Origin of the sequence: Flavobacterium sp. KMS (assembly GCF_000813005.1) — a bacterium.
In the GTDB taxonomy this organism is placed as follows: Bacteria; Bacteroidota; Bacteroidia; order Flavobacteriales; family Flavobacteriaceae; genus Flavobacterium.
The window spans coordinates 1-20,093 of record NZ_JSYP01000016.1 but is presented as its reverse complement, the minus strand read 5'-3'; the positions used below and the strand labels follow the sequence as shown (position 1 = coordinate 20,093).

Annotated in this window: 13 protein-coding genes and 1 pseudogene; 10 read left to right on the top strand and 4 right to left on the bottom strand. The window is 33.4% G+C overall.

Going from position 1 to position 20,093, the window contains the following annotated elements; all coding sequences use genetic code 11:
• Nucleotides 1-202: 202 nt before the first annotated feature.
• Together OA93_RS16410 and OA93_RS16405 are read right to left on the bottom strand one after the other, a co-directional pair.
• Complete coding sequence (locus OA93_RS16410) at nt 203-1,300, bottom strand: DNA alkylation repair protein (protein ID WP_039114539.1); 1,098 nt, start codon at nt 1,298-1,300, stop codon at nt 203-205.
• A gap of 535 nt (nt 1,301-1,835) precedes the next feature.
• On the bottom strand, nt 1,836-3,170 hold the full coding sequence (locus OA93_RS16405; protein WP_131474494.1) for a lipase: 1,335 nt from the start codon (nt 3,168-3,170) through the stop codon (nt 1,836-1,838).
• Nucleotides 3,171-3,586: 416 nt separating this feature from the next.
• On the opposite strand from OA93_RS16405, the gene nadC reads away from it, so the two are divergent.
• The 5 genes from nadC (at nt 3,587) to priA (ending at nt 9,268) form a co-directional block, all read left to right on the top strand.
• Entirely contained in the window at nt 3,587-4,444 is an 858-nt protein-coding gene (gene nadC, locus OA93_RS16400; protein ID WP_039114538.1) for a carboxylating nicotinate-nucleotide diphosphorylase, read from the top strand.
• Between the two features lie 76 nt (nt 4,445-4,520).
• Complete coding sequence (locus tag OA93_RS16395; protein ID WP_039114536.1) at nt 4,521-5,450, top strand: YihY/virulence factor BrkB family protein; 930 nt, start codon at nt 4,521-4,523, stop codon at nt 5,448-5,450.
• A gap of 88 nt (nt 5,451-5,538) precedes the next feature.
• On the top strand, nt 5,539-5,967 hold the full coding sequence (locus tag OA93_RS16390) for a DUF2147 domain-containing protein (protein WP_039114535.1): 429 nt from the start codon (nt 5,539-5,541) through the stop codon (nt 5,965-5,967).
• 22 nt (nt 5,968-5,989) lie between these two features.
• A complete protein-coding gene (gene bla-B1-FLAV / locus OA93_RS16385) occupies nt 5,990-6,745 on the top strand; it encodes a subclass B1 metallo-beta-lactamase (RefSeq protein ID WP_039114533.1) in 756 nt (251 codons plus the stop codon).
• Nucleotides 6,746-6,817: 72 nt separating this feature from the next.
• The gene (gene priA, locus OA93_RS16380) at nt 6,818-9,268 is read left to right on the top strand and encodes a primosomal protein N' (protein ID WP_039114531.1); all 2,451 of its coding nucleotides are present in this window, start codon (nt 6,818-6,820) and stop codon (nt 9,266-9,268) included.
• Nucleotides 9,269-9,273: 5 nt separating this feature from the next.
• Here the strand turns inward: priA and OA93_RS16375 are convergent, their stop codons facing one another.
• Nucleotides 9,274-9,972, bottom strand: coding sequence for a LytTR family DNA-binding domain-containing protein (locus tag OA93_RS16375; protein ID WP_035628734.1), 699 nt, complete (start codon nt 9,970-9,972; stop codon nt 9,274-9,276).
• A gap of 167 nt (nt 9,973-10,139) precedes the next feature.
• Between OA93_RS16375 and rpsF the strand changes: the two genes are divergently transcribed.
• From rpsF to OA93_RS16355, 4 genes are all read left to right on the top strand, one after another.
• Nucleotides 10,140-10,481, top strand: a complete 342-nt coding sequence (rpsF, locus tag OA93_RS16370; protein WP_035628733.1) for a 30S ribosomal protein S6 — start codon at nt 10,140-10,142, stop codon at nt 10,479-10,481.
• 5 nt (nt 10,482-10,486) lie between these two features.
• Entirely contained in the window at nt 10,487-10,783 is a 297-nt protein-coding gene (gene rpsR / locus OA93_RS16365; protein WP_002987043.1) for a 30S ribosomal protein S18, read from the top strand.
• 66 nt (nt 10,784-10,849) lie between these two features.
• Nucleotides 10,850-11,290, top strand: coding sequence for a 50S ribosomal protein L9 (rplI, locus tag OA93_RS16360; RefSeq protein WP_039114527.1), 441 nt, complete (start codon nt 10,850-10,852; stop codon nt 11,288-11,290).
• Between the two features lie 141 nt (nt 11,291-11,431).
• Nucleotides 11,432-11,905 (top strand): DUF6495 family protein, encoded by a 474-nt coding sequence (locus tag OA93_RS16355; protein WP_039114526.1) that lies wholly within the window; start codon nt 11,432-11,434, stop codon nt 11,903-11,905.
• Nucleotides 11,906-11,944: 39 nt separating this feature from the next.
• Here the strand turns inward: OA93_RS16355 and OA93_RS24195 are convergent, their stop codons facing one another.
• Nucleotides 11,945-12,583, bottom strand: a complete 639-nt coding sequence (locus OA93_RS24195; protein WP_052259481.1) for a helix-turn-helix domain-containing protein — start codon at nt 12,581-12,583, stop codon at nt 11,945-11,947.
• A 1,415-nt stretch (nt 12,584-13,998) separates the two neighbouring features.
• Here OA93_RS24195 and OA93_RS16345 point away from each other — a divergent pair.
• Nucleotides 13,999-20,093 (top strand): annotated as a pseudogene (locus OA93_RS16345) (hypothetical protein); the annotation flags it as partial.

Below are 20,093 nucleotides of genomic sequence, written 5' to 3'. Positions count from 1 at the left end.
TTATGTTTTTTAGCAGAATAATAACATAGTTTTAGTGTAAAACCTTGAGGTATAAGTAAGGTCTTGTTCAGGAAATACCTATTTTTATCTAAATTTTAAAAAAAACGAACCATATAAGTTATGTAAGTTCATTTAAGGAAAACTTATATTTCCTTATATCACTTATATGGTTTTTAAAGAAACAACTGTTTTATTCTTAGTATTAAACCAATTCGAAATCTAATAATTCGCTTTCAGTGCCATTAATAATTATCGATAATTGATGTTTTCCTAAATGAAATACACGTGTTGTGATTACCTTAAAAGATTGGTTTCTTTTAATCTTAACCAATTGATTTGGCTGATAAATACGCTCACTAATTTTGAATACTTTTTTAGCCAGATGCCCTTTTGATTTCTGATAATAAACGGCATATTCTAATCGAATAGTTTTGCTTTCAGAGTTCGCATTATTCAATGAAAACTGAAATTCTAAGTATTCACCAATTTTTACTTTTGGAGTACCAATTTCAAATTCTGATAATAGGATATTAGTGCTCTCTAAGCCATAATGTTTCAGGATATCTACATTACCTTGTTTTAGTAAAGTGCGAGAACCATGTTTGATAATAGCATCGGTTTCTGGGCTTATATTCTGCCATTTGGCAGCAATATCAAGCACAATTTCGGGATTGTCTTTTACAATGTCGTTGAGGTTGTTGGCAACACTTCGACGAACATATTCGGACGAGTCAGTTTTTAAATTTTCTAATATTGGTAAAATTGGCGTAGGGTCTTTCTTTAAGGCAGGAATTGCCATTGCCCAAGGTAATCGAGAACGAGAACCTTCACTAGCCAAGCGTCTTACATGGTGATTTTCATGCAAAGACCATTTTATCATTTCATCAATCATATCCTGATGGTATTTAATAATAAATGGACGAACGGCAAACTCACAACTTATAAATTGCGTAATCATTACAAAAGCTTTTGCGCTTGTTTTAAAATCATCAATACCATATTTCTCTATATAATCAGCAAAAAAGATAAAAGCCAGATTACCATCAGTGAATTTGTTTTTCTTTAAATTCTCGATAATATTCTCAATTGTTAAAACTGCTTTTCCAAAGTCTTTAGGCATAAATTCATGTAAGACAATTGTAGTATGCTGCATGCGATCTTTCCATTCTTTATTGGCAAAATCAGCATCAAAAATCAAATTCATAAATTGTTGTTTGTCAAAGTCAGGAATGACTTTGGCTACACAATCAGTAAAATTTTCGTAAAAAGCAATCGAGTAAATATCTTTAATTAATCCCATTTGATAGTAAATTGAAGTTCAAAGATATCTAATGTTTACAATAGATAATGTACCAAAATGAAAAATATTTAAACCACTAAGACATTAAGTTTTATAAAGCATAAAGCTTAATTTTTCTTAATCTCTTAATGGTAAAAGAAGATAAAATTAACCATTAAAAAAATTAAGTTTCATAAAGAATAAAACTTAATTTTTTTAATCTCTTAATGGTAAAAGAAGATAAAAATAAACCATTAAGGCATTAAGTTTCATAAAGCGTAAAGCCTAATTTTCTTAATCTATTAATGGTAAAATAAGACAAAAAATAAACTATTAAGGCATTAAGTTTCATAAAGCGTAAAGCTTAATTTTCTTAATCTCTTAATGGTAAAGAATACAAAAATAAACCATTAAGACATTAAGTTTTATTGAGCGTAAAGCTTAATTTTCTTAATCTCTTAATGGTAAAAGAAGATAAAAATAAACCATTAAGGCATTAAGTTTCATAAGGCGTAAAGCTTAATTTTCCTTAATACCTTAATGGTGAAAAAAAATATTATTTAGGTAAATAAGATAAATCTTTAGCAATGTCTAAATAAAATTTATTTAGCCAAGTACTAGTTGATTGCAAATAATCTGGAGCCACAACACTTAAGTGATCTTGCCCTTTAATAGTAGGATGCACATCCCAAACCCCTTTTGGCGCCAACTTTCTGTTAAGCGGATCCATTAATACATAATCATGCCCAATAGGATATTGACTAGAAACTACACTTACTAGTCCATCATTAGGTCTCCAATTTAAGAAACCAAGAGGTAAGCTTGCTGTGGTTCGGCCTATATTAGCTGCTTCAAGTTTAAATAAAAGACTCATAGTAGAGGCTGGCGACCAAGTTCCGTTAGTTTGCTCAACCATGTCATTAAATGTATACGATGCATAATAAACATTTGGCGAACTCTTAACCCATTCGTTTTGTACCTGCATTGCTTTTACACTCAAGTCATACATACAATTATCTTGCGAATTCCAAAAACGAGCCGATGATGGAGCGCCAGAAGATGTTTTGTCAAATATCCTGTCAAAATATGCCTTTACAGTTTCATTTTTTTGGCGTTGTAATCCCCATTGACCAAGGTCAAAATTGTAAAATGTATTTTGCTCTAGTCCAATTCCTCCTATAGCACCCATTCCAAGTACCATTTTCATAAGATCCTCTCTAAAATAACCAGAATCTACAGTTAAAGCACCATTTTGCACACCCGCAATTGACGTAAGACTTGCTACCCAATTTTTTTTATTTCCTTTAAATAAGTCCGAAGTCGGAGCTTCTTGACCACTAGGGACATAAGCTTTTTCTGCTGCATCTCCATTTTCTAGTAGCTGAATTAAAAATCTTGGAGACGCACCTCCTAAACTATGACCAACAATGTGTACTTTATTAGTAGCACTCCATTGTTTGTAAAATCCAGGATAAGTATCGCCATAACGGTTATGTCCATGTTTTAGAGCATGCGCAGCACCATAATCTACTCTTCCGCCTACGATATTATAGTAAAGCTCAACAGCACGATCCCAATTACTAGATATTGGCCCTACCGATGCCGTAAAAGTTTTATATCCGTAAAGGTTTAAATAGGTTTGAGTATCTCCAAGTCCGCCCCAATAACGATAACCAAGCATTTCATCGCGTCCCCAGCCGCACATTCCGTGAACCAGTACGATAGGATAATTATTTTGTCGTTTGTTAGGATAAGCATCGAGACTGTTTGTCGTTACTTGTTTTGAAGTAAGAGATTTTGTGGTTGCGGTTGTGGCAGCCGAAGTCAAATCTTCTTTTTCACACGAAGTAATAATTGTTATGCAGAAGAGTAAGAGAATAATTTTTTTCATAAATAAGAATTTAATTTTTTTTTTAAAATTGAGTGTCATAAATTAGGATGAGTACTTTAAAAATGCACTAGTAAAACTTTTTTGTACTAATAAATCAGCTTTATTTAATCTTTTAATAGTAAGATTATATTTACATTGCGAATTTGTTTAAAAACGCAAAGACTATCTACTACTAAAAGTTTTTAAAAAAGTATTTTAAGACATTTTTTATTTCTGAGGTTCAGAGAATCAGAGGATTCAGTGTTGTGAAACTCATGGAGATTATTCCGAAATTTCGGGACTGAGATTGTATATTTTCGCTAAAGACTTTTTCTGGCAGATATTAATAAAATATGTGTTTTAAATTTTCAAATCGTCTAAATTTTCAAATCCACAAAATATATCCTACTTTAGCATTCTATTAAAATTCATACAAAATGATTAACGAAGTACAATTTCAGAACGAGTTACAATTGCTTATTTTTAATGCAATTCGCGAAGATGTAGGCACAGGAGATTATAGTTCTTTGGCTTGTATTCCTGCAGATGCACAAGGAAAAGCCAAATTATTGGTAAAAGAAGATGGAATAATTGCAGGAGTTGCTTTTGCTAAAATGATTTTTAATTATGTTGACCCAAGTTTAAAAGTCGAGACATTCATCGAAGACGGAACTCCGGTTAAATACGGAGATATCGTACTGCATGTTACAGGTAGTTCACAATCGATTTTAAAATCGGAGCGTGTTGTGCTTAACTCGATGCAACGTATGTCGGCAATAGCTACTAAAACAAACCAATACGTACAACTTTTAAAAGGTACAAATGCCAAGATATTAGACACCCGTAAAACGACACCAAATTTTCGTGTTGCCGAGAAATGGGCAGTAAAAATAGGAGGTGGCGAAAATCATCGATTTGCACTTTATGATATGGTAATGCTTAAGGATAATCATATCGATTTTGCTGGCGGTATAACTTTGGCTATAGCCAAAACCCAAGCCTATCTTAAAGAAAACAATCTTGATTTAAAGATAATTGTCGAAGCCAGAAGTCTTGATGAAATTAGAGAAATTCTACAAAGTGATGGTGTTTTTCGTATTTTAATAGATAATTTTAATTATGAAGATACTAAAAAAGCGGTTGAATTAATCGGTGATAAATGCCAAACAGAATCTTCAGGTAACATTAATGAAAAAACAATTCGTGAATATGCTTTATGTGGAGTCGATTATATTTCTTCGGGCGCATTAACGCATTCGGTTTATAATATGGATTTGAGTTTAAAAGCATTTTAGTTTAAGTTTTAATTATGACTTACGACTTGTGAGTTAGAATTGTAATCTAAACTCAAAAATCTAAAATTTAAAAAGTATGTCTGTAGAAATAGAAGAGCGACTTGATAAAGTTCCTGTAGTACGCTATCTGGTTCGTCTCTTAAAGAATATAAAACTGCCATGGCTCGAAGGATTTTCATTGTATGATTTACTCGAATTATATACTATTGGGATCATCGAAGGAGCATTTTCATACCATGCAAGTGCTGTTTCTTTTAGTTTTTTTATGGCATTATTCCCCTTTGCGCTGTTTATACTTAACTTAATTCCGTTTATTCCGATTGATGGATTTCAACAAGATTTTTTGCAGTTTGTACAGCAAGGAGTTCCGCCAAATACGTATGATGCAATTAGCAAAATTATTAGCGATATTTTAAATAATAGTCATTCAGGTTTATTATCATCGGGTTTTTTACTTTCCATATTTTTAATGGGAAATGGTATTAACGGGATCCTTAGTGGTTTCGAATCATCAAAACATGTCTTTGATAAACGCGGTTTTTTTCGTCAATATTTAGTAGCCTTAGCAATATCGCTTGTCATGACAATTATATTGTTTGTGACCGTTGCTACAATTGTTGTTTTTGAGGTATTTATCCAAAAAACAACAATTCAGGATGTTCTAAGCGATAGGATTCCTCTTATTATCATGGGGCGTTACTTATTTGTAATCTTAATGATTTTGATAACATCCTCTATATTATTGCGTTATGGTACCAAGCAGTATAATAAAGTGCCGTTTATAAGTATTGGTTCCGTATTTACAACAATCCTAATTGTTATATCTTCATACTTTTTTGGGATTTGGGTTATAAAATTCTCAAAATACAATGAACTTTATGGCTCAATTGGTACATTATTAATTCTAATGTTTTACATTTGGATAAACTGTATGATTTTGCTTTTGGGTTTCGAACTAAATGCCACAATCAGAAAATTAAGACAAAAAAATAATAATAACATTTAGAAGCTATTCCTGCTTTCCGCTATATCTTTATCCCTAAAAGAATCGGGATAAAGGATGTCGCTGTAATCAGGGCTAAAAAACAAACATCATGAAAAACTGGATCTTAACAATGGGCTTATTATTTGTAGTAATAGGCAACGTACAAAGTCAAACTGTAATCGGAAAATGGAAAACTATTGATGATCAAACAGGAGAAGCAAAATCGATTGTAGAAGTGTATGAACAATCAGGTAAAATTTATGGTAAAGTAGTTGAGATTCTTCGTGAAGATCACAAAAAAGATGTGTGTACTTCGTGCTCGGGAGCGCTTAAAAACAAGCCTATCTTAGGAATGGTAATCATAAATGGTTTAAAGAAAGATGGTGATGAGTACAACGGAGGAACAATTTTAGATCCAACAAACGGTAAAGTGTACAAATGTTATATTACATTAGACTCTGCAAATAAATTGAAATTACGCGGATTTATTGGATTTTCTCTTTTAGGAAAAACACAATATTGGGTAAGAGTTAAATAAACTTAATTGAGTTATAAAAAAAATGCGAAATAAATTAATGATATTATTTTTGCTCATAGGATTCACAAAATCTTTTGGACAAACAGAAAATAATAAATTACAAATAAGTCATCTTACAGGTGACTTTTATGTTTATAAAACTTTTCACGATTACAAAGGAACCCTGATTTCTGCTAACTCCATGTATCTGCTTACAGATAAAGGCGTTGTGTTATTTGATGCCCCTTGGGACGAAGCACAATTTCAGCCATTGCTAGATAGCATAAAAGCCAGGCATCATAAAGATGTTGTTATGCATATTGCAACACATTCGCACGAGGATAGAGCAGGAGGCTTGGGATTTTATAAACAAAAAGGTATAAAAACATATACTATAAAACTAACCGATCAGATTCTTGAAAAAGAAGGTAAAAAAAAGGCTGAGTTTATAATACCAAACGATACTACATTTACAGTTGGTCAGCACCGTTTCGAGGTTTTTTATCCAGGTAAGGGACATGCGCCAGACAATGTTGTAGTTTGGTTTAATAAAGAAAAAATACTGTACGGAGGATGTTTTGTAAAAAGTACCGACGCAACAGATTTAGGTTACTTAGGAGATTCTGATGTAAAAGAATGGGAGCAATCTATTAAAAAAGTTCAGGCAAAATTCAAAAAACCAGTATATATCATCACAGGACATGATAATTGGAAAGATCTCCAATCTCTTAACCATACCTTAAAAATGGTAAGAGAATATAATGCAGCAAAAGCTTCTGGGAGTTCAGATAAAAAGTAAATTTGCTTTAAAATTAAAAACTAAATAATAGTATTTCAAATACTATTATTTTAAATCATACATATCTTTAAAATGCATTTTGTAGAAGTCATTTTACCACTTTCATTAGCCAAAACGTTTACGTACCGTATTTCCGAAGCAGAGTTTAATTTTATTCAGAAAGGGATGCGTGTTGCTGTGCCTTTTGGTAAAAGCAAAATGTACACCGCATTAGTTCTGGATATACATCAGGATGAACCAACGCTGTATGAAGCTAAAGAAATTCATCAAATTCTGGATGAAAAACCAATCGCTACCGAAATTCAAATAGCGCATTGGCTCTGGATTGCTTCCTATTATATGTGTGCTATTGGCGATGTATATCGTGGTGCATTCCCAAGCGGATTATTGCTAGAGAGTGAAACAGTAATTTCGCATAAAGCAGATGTTTTTATAGATCAAACTGCTTTAACAGACGAAGAGTATTTGGTTTACGAAGCATTGCAACAACAGAGTTCGCTTAAGGTTCAGGATATAGTTGCGATTTTAAATAAAAAGAATATTTTTCCTATTCTTCAAAAATTAATAGATAAAGATATTGTTGTACTCCAGCAGGAGATACAAGAAAGTTACAAACCAAAATTGGTTCGTTATGTTAAGTTACATAGCAAGTACGATTCCAATCAAGGGTTAAGTGAGTTGTTAGATATTCTTAAAGGTGCTGCTAAACAGAGAGAAATTGTTTTGGCATTTTTTCAGTTAAGTGCGGCCGAAAAGAAACCAATAACAGTTAAGAAATTGGTAGAAGCCTCACAATCATCATCGGCAGTTGTAAAAGCCTTAATTGAAAAAGAAATCTTTGAAGAGTATTTTTTACAACAAGACCGAATTAATTTTACAGGAAAAAGTACCGAAAAAGAACTACAGTTAAGTTTGGTTCAGCAAACAGCTTTTGAGGAAATTAAAACTAGTTTTATCGAAAAAGAAGTTTGTTTACTTCATGGAGTAACTTCCAGTGGTAAGACCGAAATTTATATAAAACTTATAGAAGAGTATTTGGCAACAGGAAGACAGGTTTTATACTTGTTGCCCGAAATTGCACTTACGACACAATTAGTAAGCAGATTACGAATTCATTTTGGGAATAAAGTAGCTGTTTTTCATTCTAAATATAGCAATAACGAGCGTGTTGAGGTTTGGAATCAGACTTTAGGGAATGCCGAAAATGCGCAAATAGTAATAGGAGCAAGGTCGGCTTTGTTCTTGCCATTTGCAGATTTAGGATTACTAATTGTTGATGAAGAGCATGAACAAACTTTTAAACAAGTAGATCCTGCACCACGTTATCATGCGCGTGATGCAGCAATTGTTCTGGCGAACTTTCATAAAGCAAAAGTTCTTTTAGGTTCGGCTACGCCAAGTTTAGAAACTTATTTTAATGCACAATCACAAAAATTCGGGTTAGTAACAGTTACAGAACGTTATAACAATGTTCGGATGCCGGATATAGCCTTGGTCGATTTAAAAGATAAGTATTTTAGAAAACGCATGACGGGACATTTTAGCGATGTTTTAACCGAAGCAATTTCTGAAGCGATAAGTTTAGGTGAACAGGTTATATTGTTTCAAAACAGACGTGGATATTCACCTATTATAGAATGTATTACTTGTGGGCATGTTCCGCAATGCCAGCAATGCGATGTAAGTCTTACTTATCATAAACATAAAAACCAATTGCGATGCCATTATTGTGGTTATAGCATGGCAAAACCAACAAATTGCCATAGTTGTTCTAGTATTGATTTAACGACCAAAGGTTTTGGTACAGAGCAAATAGAGCAGGAGTTGATTGCGCTTTTCCCAAATGCCAAAACAGGCAGGATGGATCAGGATACAACGCGAGGCAAGTTTGGGTTTGAGAAAATTATCGATAGTTTTAAAAATCGGGAAATAGATATTTTGGTAGGAACACAAATGCTTGCCAAAGGATTAGATTTTGATAATGTAAGTTTGGTAGGGATAATGAATGCCGATAATATGTTGTTTCATCCCGATTTTCGTGCTTTCGAAAGAAGTTTTCAAATGATGATGCAAGTTTCAGGACGTGCAGGACGCTCAGAGAAACAAGGTAAGGTTGTAATCCAGACCTATAACCCAAATCATAATACAATTCAGCAAGTAACCAATAATGATTATGCCGGGATGTACAAAGAGCAATTGTATGACAGGCAAATTTATAAATACCCTCCTTATTTCCGACTGGTTAAATTAACGCTTAAACACCGTGATTTTGATAAGTTAAAAGAAGGTTCGATATGGTTGTATCAGGTTTTGAGTCAGAATTTGAATATGCCGGTTTTAGGTCCGGAAGAACCTGTTATTAGCAGAATAAGAAATGAGTATATACGAACGATTTTAATTAAGATTCCGCAGAATGTGCCGTTGGGAGGTACAAAAAAAACTATTCAGAAAATACTGAATAGTTTTGAGGCTGTTGCGCAATATAGAGCGATAAGAGTGGTAACAAATGTCGACTTTTATTAAACGTTTTAGTGTGTTATAGATAAAGCACGAACGAGGTCTTCTTTTTTGTTTCGACTTAACGGAATTTTTGTGATTCCGATTTCGGCAAATTTGCTATTAAAACGTTCTACTTTGTCGATATTGATGATATACGATTTATGTACTCGAATAAATTTTTCTTTTGATAAATCATTTTCAAAAGACTTCATTGTCGAAAGTACAAGATTACTATCATCTTCTGTAACAACTCTTACATAATCACCGAAAGCTTCGATCCACTTAATTTTTGCAGTGAAAATTTTAAGTTTTTTTAGATTACTTTTGATAAAAATATGTTCTCCTTCATCTTCTTTTACATCTGTACGTAAGGCATATAGGTCTAGTGCTCTTTTTACAGAAGCATTAAAACGATCTATTGCTATTGGTTTTTGTAGATAATCGGTGGCGTCATAATCAAACGCCTTTAAAGCATATTCTGCTTTAGACGTAATGAAGATAATTTGAGGTTTTGTTTTTAGACCATCTAAAAAATCAAAACCATTTATAACGGGCATTTCGATATCTAAAAATATCAAATCAATATTATTTAAAGAGATACAACTTCTAGCTTCAATCGCATTAGAAAAATCTCCTATTAAGTGTAAATTCGGATGATTATTGACTAATTTTGAGATAATAGTTCTTTGGATAGAACTATCGTCTACTACAACACAATTTAGTTTCATAACATTTAAATTTAGGGAATGTAATAGTAAATATAGATTTATTTTTAATAAAAAACTAGATTTAGAGCTTATTTTTTGTCATACGTCGAATAAAAGCAAAAAAGTGTTGGATATATAAAATAAATGGTTACTTTTGCACCCAATTTTAACAAATAAATATTGTATTTATGAATCATTATGAAACTGTTTTCATTTTAAATCCCGTTTTATCTGAGGTTCAGGTGAAGGAAACAGTAACGAAATTTGAAGAATTTCTTACTAGTAGAGGAGCTGAAATGGTATCAAAAGAGGATTGGGGTCTGAAAAAAATGGCTTACGAAATCCAAAACAAAAAAAGTGGTTTTTATCACTTATTTGAGTTCAAAGTAGCAGGAGAAGTTCTTATTGCTTTTGAAACTGAATTTAGACGTGACGAGAGAGTTATGCGTTTCTTAACTGTAAGTTTAGATAAACACGCTATTTCTTGGGCTGAGAGAAGAAGAACAAAATTAAAATCTACAAAAGCTTAATTATTATGTCTACAATAGAGCAATCAGCAAAAGGAAAAAAAGACGGAGATATCAGATATTTAACGCCTTTAAACATAGAAACTAACAAAACTAAAAAGTATTGTCGTTTCAAAAAATCTGGAATCAAATATATCGATTATAAAGATGCAGATTTCTTATTGAAATTCGTTAATGAGCAAGGAAAAATTCTTCCTCGTCGTTTAACAGGAACTTCATTAAAATACCAAAGAAAAGTGTCTGTAGCTGTTAAGAGAGCACGTCACTTAGCTTTAATGCCATACGTGGCCGATTTATTAAAATAATATTAAACAACAGTTGTTGGTTTCCGGTAAGATGGAACCTAACTTCTCAAATATAAGGACAACAACATGGAACTTATTTTAAAACAAGACGTACAGAATCTAGGATTTAAAGATGATGTAGTATCTGTAAAAGCTGGTTACGGTCGTAACTTTTTAATTCCTCAAGGTTTTGCTTCTTTAGCAACTCCTTCTGCAAAAAAAGTATTGGCTGAAAACCTAAAACAAAGAGCACACAAAGAGGCTAAAATTGTTGATGACGCTAAGAAAATAGCTGAAGCATTGAAAGCACTTGAAATTAAAATTTTCGCAAAAGCTGGTGGAGAGAAACTTTTTGGTTCTATCACTAACATAGATATTGCTGAAGCTTTAGAAAAAGCTGGTAACTCTATCGAAAGAAAATTTATTACTAGCGGTATCGTAAAACGTACTGGTAAATATGCTGCAAGCATTAGATTACACAGAGATGTTGTAGTTGAATTACCTTACGAAATTGTTGCTGAAAAGTAATAGTTTTAATTTATAATATGAAATCCCGATGTAAATCGGGATTTTTTTGTTTAAAAGAGATAATAATTAATTAGACTTAAAGTTATTTGCACAAAGCATCTTGCTTAAAGCTTATAGCGTAAGGCATAAAGCCTAAAAAAAATGAAATACGCAAGATTAACAAAAGAACAATTTGATGAATTACATGCCGAATTTGCTAACTTTTTAGGAACGCAGGCAATTGATAAGGCAGAGTGGGATTCGATCAAAATAAACAAGCCTGAGGTAGCTGAGCAAGAGCTAGATGTATTCTCTGATTTAATTTGGGAAGGCGTTCTCTCAAGAGCCGAATTTTTAGAACATTTTTCTAAGAATCATATTTTCTTATTTCAATGTTTTGATACACATGTGCAATCAATAGTTTTGAAATCCTTAGTTCCAGAAACTGATTTCCTGACTAAAGAAGGTTTACAATGGCTTAGTGATAATATGTTTACTGAAACTATCGAAATGAAAGTTGGTAAAAAAGTTTTTACCGATGATCGTAATACTTCAATTTTTGAATTAATTCAACAAGGAGCATTCTTGAGCGATGGTCAATTGTTTAAGCAAATAAATACGATTATCGAATCGTAATCGCTTTGATTGATTACCATTAAATAAATCTGGATTGAATTAAATTCTAATCAGTATATTCTTTACTGCCCAGATTTCCTTAATATCTTCAGAGTCGATAGTAGTGTTTTTAAAGAAAGCATTATCATTGCTTAAAGTAAAGTTTTTTTCTAAAGGGCTATCATTGCTTATTCGATTAATGATTAGCCCTTTAGTTTTACTTATTATTACTACAATCGCATTTTCTTCTATTGTATTTATATCTGCAATTTCACAAACTACAAATGAATTTGCGTTTATAATAGGTTTCATATTATTTCCAACTACTTCAAAAGCTCTTGAAATTTTGCTTTGGATAAATGGAAAATGATATTTGGGTAAAGTGTTTAATAAATCTTCATTTCCAAGACAATATTCAAACTGTATCTCTCTTTTAATTAAAGGGGTATTGTTTAATATTATATTGTTAGTTTTTTCGTTGTGGCTTTTTTCTGAAAGTATTTTGTTTAAGTCAATTTCATGAACATTGCAAATTGAGATTATTGCACTAAAATCCAAAGTATCCCTTTTCTTCCATGTAGAGATAGTGTTTGGTTTGATATTCAATAATTTAGATAACTCGATGTCGGTGTTTATATGTAAAGCTTTTTTTAATCGTTTTAAGATTAAATTCGCATTTAGTGATTTTTTTACTTGCATATTCGAAAAAAGATTTTTACATTTATGAAATATTAATCATTAAACGATTGTTAATTAATCTTAAGACTATTAAAGAAATAGTCAAAAAACGTTAATTACTCGCATGTTTTAAGTTAATATCTTAAAATTTGAATTATTGCCCAAAATCGCACAACACCGAAAGTCAGATATAAATCTGATTAAGTATAGATAGGTTATATATTTATATAGAATCGGGGAATTCTAATGAAATGGAGAGCAATATATAAAAAAAATGATTATTTATTATTATTCTAATTTGTTTTCTGTAATAAAATAATATAATACCACATAATAGCATGAAGGCTTTTTAAAAAAAGCTCTTTAAATAAATAAATTTTTTGTACGATTTTTTGTCAATTATTATTTAACCTGGATGCTTATGGAATTTATAATTACTTTTTTCAGAAGAAATGAATTCTTCTTTTCTTTATTCTTTACTTCATTAGCATTCAATTCAAAATTAAATGTCATATCTAATTTTGTTAGTATAGCTAGAAAGCAATTTTTCCTTTTAAATATTTTTATAAAACAACTGATTTTTTGTATCCCCAAATTAAACAATCAGTATGTTCAATATAGGCGTGATTATCGATGTTGTCTATTCGATAATAATACGTAGTTAGTATTATTAATTTGAGTCTTCAGTCTCCAGAAGCGTAAATCGACTACTCAAGTATTAGTAATTAAATCTATTTATAAAATCAATAGATCTTAGTTTTTCGCATTTCTTGTAGAACTCTGTTTCTTTAAGATTATCGTGTGAATTCTTTCTTGTACTTAAAATTGTCGAGTTAAAATTTCTGTTTTTTATTTTTATGGATGACCATATGGAGCATCGCATACAGGCTTTTAGTGCCTTATGGTAACCAAAAAATGACAAAAGTAGAATCCCTAATAAATACATTAATCTCTTAAAAACATTTTTATGAAATTAAAATCTACTTTAAATGACTCTTGTAAACATCTTTCTTTTTTTAGCATTCATTTGACTTTTAAATTTTGTCGAATTAAGGAATCATACGCTTCTTCGCGAATTGAGTTTGCAACAAATTCTGAGTAATTTTTTATAGACCTTAAAATTTAGATGTTTTTAACAGCATTAGAATGTATTTCTGATGATTTGTTATTATGGCTTTTGTTTTAATAATCTCTGCGTAAATGCACAAGAGAGGTTGTTGATAGAGTTGCCTATTTATCATATTGGAATTTATTTATCACTTTATTAATCTCTCAGGAATATGAAAACATTTTTCTTAACAATAAAAAAGGGGGCATTTCTACAAAATTATTTGTGGTTGTTTTTGATATTAATTCCCTTTTCGAGCTCATTTTCACAGACTTTTTGTAAGCCGACCTCACAGACCAATAGTACAGGTGGATTATTGTGCGTTGGTATGAGTGTAACGACTCCCAATGATGCATTTGATGGAAGTATGGCTACTTATGCTTCGTTAACAAATGCTGTTGGTTTACTCTGTTTTGCACAAGAAACATTAAGTTTTAGTCAGACAGCAAAAGCGGGAGACCAAATTGTTTTTTATTTAGGTACAGGAAACGGATTGTTGGATGTTGGTTTATTATCTAATGTCTCTGTTCAGGCTAAAAATGGAGCGGCTGATGTTGGCTCGCAGGTAGCCTTAAATAGTCCATTATTAAACCTTCAGCTGTTACCTGGTAATGCAATAGCAACTGTAACATATACATTGCCCGGTGATGCAAATGGTGTAAGAATTGAAACTGGAGGCCTATTAAGCTTATTAGTAAATTTAAGAGTATATGAGGTGCGTTTGCAGTTTGCACCGCCAACTATTACAGGAGGCCAATCACAATCAGTATGTTATGGGCAATCAGCAGTTCTTTCTGCTACGCCTGGTGCTGGAACAACATTGGCTTGGTATAGTTCAGCAACTTCTACTACTGCACTTTCTAATACTAATACATATACAACACCAGCTTTAACAGCTACAACTACTTATTATGTAAGTGTTTCAAGAGGTGTAGGTTGCGAAAGCGATCAACGAATACCAGTAACAGTAAATGTTCTAAATCCTCTATTACCTGCTATAGATAGTAGCGGTACTGCAATTTGTTCTTCTACAGCTACACAGGCGACTACATTATCGGTGATAAGTCCCGTACCGGGAACAACTTATTCCTGGTTTAGTACTCCAACTGGAGGTGTTGCTATAACTACAGGTACTACATATACACCTACAGTATCAGCGGGTGTGACTAATTTTTATGTTGAGGCTTCGATAGGAGCTTGTAAGACAGCAACAAGAACTCCGGTTAGTGTTACTTTAACTCCAATTCCTGCTGTGGCAACGGTATTAACGCCAAGTGTCTCAATATTAACGGGACAAAATGCAAGCTTAAGCGCTTCGACATCAGAGTCTGGAGTTGTTTTGGATTGGTACGATGTACCTACAGGAGGAACTTTATTATTGGCTAGTTCTAATACTTTTACTACTCCAATACTAACCGCTACCAAAACATATTATGTTGAGTCGCGTAATGTTGCAGGAGGATGTGTAAGTGCTACCAGAGTACCGATCGTTGTAAATGTTTCAACTAGTTCGTTGGGAGGATGTTTGGATGCTAATAGCCAACAGACAGCTCAAAACGGACTTTGCTTATTATGTTCTTCAAGTAATCCTAACAATTCGGTTGATGGTAGCAGCAGTACTGCAGCCACATTATCAGTACCTGTTGGTTTGATTACTGGTTGGATTCAACAGACACTACAGTTTAATAACTCAGGTCAGGCCGGAGATGTTATTACAGTTGATTTAGAAATTCCAACTGGACTTTTAGATATAAGCGCCTTAAGTTATATTTCATTAGCTACCTATAATGGTGCTACCTATAATAATGATAGAGTAGCTGTAAACAGTTCTCTTTTAAATATTCAATTATTAACGGGTAATCGTTTTAAAGCAAGTCTTACAGCAGGTTCAGCCTTTGATCGTGTTGAGATTAGGTTAGGAGGTTTAGCAACATTACTAACAAATCTTAATATTTATGGGGCTTCATATAAATTTAAAGCAAGAACTATAACTGGAAATACGACAATTTGTAGCGGACAAACAACAACGTTAATATCTAGTGCAGCTTTAGGTGAAACGATTAAGTGGTATGATGCTTTAACTGGAGGAACTTTATTGAGTAGCACAGCTGCTTATACAACATTACCTTTAACCGTGAATACTACCTATTATGTAGAAGTTACTCGCAATGGTTGTTTAAATAGCGAAAGATTTCCTGTTACTGTAACAGTTAATAATCCTGTTGCTCCAACAACGGTTGTGGCTACACCTTTAAATGTATGTAGTGGAGAATCCACAATAATAACAGTTGATTCACCAGTTGCAGGTACAACTTATAAGTGGTATGATGAATCTGCGGGTGGAAATTTGGTATTTACAGGTACGACTTATACGACACCAGGTTTAACTGCTTCTGTAACTTATCATGTTGAAGCAGTTATTGGAAGTTGTTCAAGTCCTACACGTACTCCGGTACATGTAAATGTTAATCCAATACCAGCAGTACCAACTGTAGGATCATCAACAGTATTTATTCAATCTGGACAGAATGTTACTTTGCAGGTTACGAATCCTGTTACAGATGTAGCTTACGATTGGTATGATGCTCCAATTAATGGAAACTTACTATCATCTGGCACAACCTCATATACACCATCTCCTGCTTTAATAGTAAATAAGAGCTTTTATATTGCAGCGAGAAGTACAACTACAGCTTGTACAAATAGTACAAGGGCTGTTATTAATGTTGTCATAAGTAATTCAATCAATTCTTGTTTATTAGCTAATTCACAAGTAACTTCAAAAGGAGGAACAACAGGATGCTTATTATGTGATTCAACAAATAACGGAGCTTCTGTGGATGGAAATAATGCAACTGCTGCCAACCTTTCAATTCCTGTTGGTTTACTAGGGGATTATATTCAGCAAATGTTGAGTTTCCCTACAACAGGGCAAACAGGTGATATTATAGATGTTGAATTAGGAATTCCTGTGGGACTTCTTGATATCAGTGCTCTTTCGAATATTACTTTGCAAAGTTTTAACTCAGGTGTTCCTAATAGTGATCAAGTTGCTATTAGTTCGCTTTTAAATGTTCAACTATTAGGAGGAAACCGCTTTAGAGCGAGTTTTACAGCAGCAGGTCCATTTACAAGTGTTCAGATTCAATTAAGCGGATTAGCTACTTTATTGACGAGCTTAGATATTTATGAGGCTTCTTACAGATATCCAAATGCTTCGATAACAGGAGCATCATCTCCAATTTGTGCAGGACAAACTACTACATTAACAGCTACGGCTACGGGTACACAAACATTTACTTGGTATGATGTAGCAACTGGTGGGACTGCTTTAGCAACTAATACAAACACTTATACAACGGGATCATTAATAGGAACTAAAACATTTTATTTAGAAGCTAGTCGTGGAGTTACACCGTGTTTGAATACTAATCGTCAGGCTATTACAGTAACAGTGTTGCCTATTCCTATAGAAAGTGATATTACGATAACAACTCCTTTAACCGCTACTTGTGCGGGAGGTGCTGTTTTATCTCCGACATCTACATTTGCGGGAGCAACATTTAAATATTATACAGATCAAAGTAAAACTCAGGAAATTATAACAGGGACTACTATTGTTGCCCAACCTGGAGTTACCTTCTCCAAAGATGCTTCAACAGGTGCTCTTACAATTAGTGGACTTAATGCTACTGATGCACCTTATAAATATTATGTTTCGGTACTTAATGGAGGTATTTGCGAAAATATAGACGGAGCTTTAAAAGAAGTTGTAGTAAATTTTCCAGCAGGCTCAGCTTTAACAGTTACTGCAACTTTGGCGGGTTGTGCCAAAGTAAATTTAAAAGATGCTATCACAAATTTTGATACATCAGGAAATACGACATATACTTTCTTTGATTCATCAAACAATCCAATCACAGAAGTTGCCGCAGGGAATATTACAGTAAGTGGTGATTATTGGATTCAGGCACAAACAACCGGTGTTGATTGTCCATCTGTAAAACAAAAAGTAACGGTTACAATTAATCAGTTACCTACTTTAACAGCAGTAACAAGTTCGGTGGTTGTGAATTTAGGTGATTCTGTACCTTTATCCGCAACTTCAAATGGAACTGTTACGTGGTATGATCCATCAGGGAATGCTATACCATCAAATAATACAGGCGCACTTAATACTGTTGGTGTTTTTACTTATACCGTAATTGCGAGTAATGGAACTTGTACTAATAGTCAGACTATTACAATTACTGTTATAGACCCAGCTAGTTGTGACCCATTATTAGAGAGAGAATATGCTACAACTCAACAGTGGGGAACTATTGTTACAGGAACTGTTACAAATGAAGCTAGTGCTGTAGATGGTAATCCACAAACCTATTCTACAATAACAACTGGTTTAGGACTTTTAGGTATTGGAACAACATGGCAAAATCTACAATGGCCAGGAACAATAACACAAGGTACTCCTGTAACAATTAAGTTAGGTTCAGATTATAGCGCTGTTGCACTGGGACAAAGTGTTACTGTGGTAGGAACTAAACGTGATGGACTTGGAAACCCAATTGATATTGGAACTTTACAATCTATATCGGGATCATTACTAAATTTATTATCAGGTCAAAATTCATTCGAATATACATTTGTTCCATCCGATGCTACAGGGCCTAAAGCTTATGACGGTATTCGAGTACAAATGGGGTCAATTTTAGGTGTAGCACAAAATATTAATGTGTATGATGCTTATTATGATAAGCCAGTTACTCAGATAACTTGTGGACAAGGTGATATTGAAGATGTTTTCTTTGGTGTAAAAGACTTAGGAGTAGGCGCATTAACGGCTACTGTAGGGGTGACAGACCCATGGAATATTGCCGATGGTGATGTTGCTACTTATGCTACAATGTTTAGTGGAGCAGGAGTACTTGCTGCTGCTCAGCTTACAGCAACTTTTAGAACACCATCGATGGTTGGAGATAGCCTTAGAATAACAATTTCTAAACCTGGAACGATTTTAAATCTCAATTTGCTTACAGGATTTAATATTCAGCTTTATTTAGGAAATACTGCTGTTGGTGCACCGATTCAAAACAATAGTAGTTTATTGTCTTTAAGACTACTTTCGGGAGGTACAATAGCAATGACCGTTGTTGCACCTCAAACTCAACCATATGATAGAGTTACAATATCTTTAGGAGGTGTAGCAAGTGTGTTAGACCAACTTAGAGTACATAATATTGACCGTGTAACAAATACTAAAGTTCTTGGGGGAGACATTAATAATATGGTCACGGTCTGCCCTGGTAGCAATATAACATTAGAAGTGCCCCCTGCCAATTGTTCGACTTATAAATGGTATGACTCCCCAACTGGAGGAAATTTCCTTGCCGATGGTCAGACATATACGATTCCAGCTACGTTAGCAACAGGTACTTATAAATATTATATCCAACCAATTCGTTATGGCTGTGCAGCTCTTGCGAGAGGAGAAGTGACTGTAGTTGTTAGAGCTACAACTCCTGCAGCAGCAGTAGCAAGTGTAACAATTAATGGGGGAAATAACACTATTATTTGTGCTGAAGATGGAAAAGTAACATTGAATGCAACTTTAGCTGTTACACCAGTACTTACAAATCCAATATACTATTGGTATAGTTTTGATGGTACAACAAGTCAGTTGGTTCCTGGGGAAACAACTTCTGAATTAAAGTTAACAGGATTAGTTCCTGGAACTTATACTTATTATGTTGGAGTAAGTTCAGATGAGTTTTGTGAAACAGTTTCAGGCGATAGAAAACAAGTTACGTTCACAATATTGCCAACATCTTTACCAACAGATATTGCAGTAAACAATGCTTCTATTTGTCATGATACTGATGCTGTATTAACACCAACAAGTACTTTGGGAAGCCCAGTCTTCTTTTGGTATTTTGATGCGAATAAAACACAGCCTATTACTGATGGATTAGTGGTTGATAATGTCACTTATGCAGTTAGTAATGTGGGAGTTTTAACAATCTCAGGGTTAACAAAACTTATGAGCCCTTTTTCTTATTATGTTGCAGTAACAAGTGATTTTACATGTCAAAATAAAAATGGTGAACTTCAAGTTACAACCGTAACTGTGATCGACCCAGCTACACCAACTACTACTGATGATACTCAAGATTTCTGTCTGGTAAATACACCAACAGTAGCAAATCTTCAGACAAATGAGACTAGCGTAATTTGGTACAACGTTGCAACTGGAGGAGCGGCTTTAGCTCCGACAACAGCTTTAGCAAACGGTGCTTATTACGGAGCAATCTTAGACCCAATAACAGGATGTGAAAGTTCAGTTCGTTTACTAGTAACAGTAACAGTTACTGATCCTGCAACGCCAACCACTACCGACGATACTCAAGACTTCTGTTTGGTAAATGC

What these genes read in the sequence shown, in the direction of transcription:
- OA93_RS16395 (WP_039114536.1), top strand. Translation starts at nt 4,521, where the DNA reads ATGTCTGTAGAAATAGAAGAGCGACTTGATAAAGTTCCTGTAGTACGC.
- OA93_RS16355 (WP_039114526.1), top strand. Translation starts at nt 11,432, where the DNA reads ATGAAATACGCAAGATTAACAAAAGAACAATTTGATGAATTACATGCC.
- rpsF (WP_035628733.1), top strand. Translation starts at nt 10,140, where the DNA reads ATGAATCATTATGAAACTGTTTTCATTTTAAATCCCGTTTTATCTGAG.
- OA93_RS24195 (WP_052259481.1), bottom strand. Translation starts at nt 12,583, where the DNA reads ATGCAAGTAAAAAAATCACTAAATGCGAATTTAATCTTAAAACGATTA.
- OA93_RS16390 (WP_039114535.1), top strand. Translation starts at nt 5,539, where the DNA reads ATGAAAAACTGGATCTTAACAATGGGCTTATTATTTGTAGTAATAGGC.
- priA (WP_039114531.1), top strand. Translation starts at nt 6,818, where the DNA reads ATGCATTTTGTAGAAGTCATTTTACCACTTTCATTAGCCAAAACGTTT.
- nadC (WP_039114538.1), top strand. Translation starts at nt 3,587, where the DNA reads ATGATTAACGAAGTACAATTTCAGAACGAGTTACAATTGCTTATTTTT.
- OA93_RS16410 (WP_039114539.1), bottom strand. Translation starts at nt 1,300, where the DNA reads ATGGGATTAATTAAAGATATTTACTCGATTGCTTTTTACGAAAATTTT.
- OA93_RS16405 (WP_131474494.1), bottom strand. Translation starts at nt 3,170, where the DNA reads ATGAAAAAAATTATTCTCTTACTCTTCTGCATAACAATTATTACTTCG.
- rpsR (WP_002987043.1), top strand. Translation starts at nt 10,487, where the DNA reads ATGTCTACAATAGAGCAATCAGCAAAAGGAAAAAAAGACGGAGATATC.
- OA93_RS16375 (WP_035628734.1), bottom strand. Translation starts at nt 9,972, where the DNA reads ATGAAACTAAATTGTGTTGTAGTAGACGATAGTTCTATCCAAAGAACT.
- rplI (WP_039114527.1), top strand. Translation starts at nt 10,850, where the DNA reads ATGGAACTTATTTTAAAACAAGACGTACAGAATCTAGGATTTAAAGAT.
- bla-B1-FLAV (WP_039114533.1), top strand. Translation starts at nt 5,990, where the DNA reads ATGCGAAATAAATTAATGATATTATTTTTGCTCATAGGATTCACAAAA.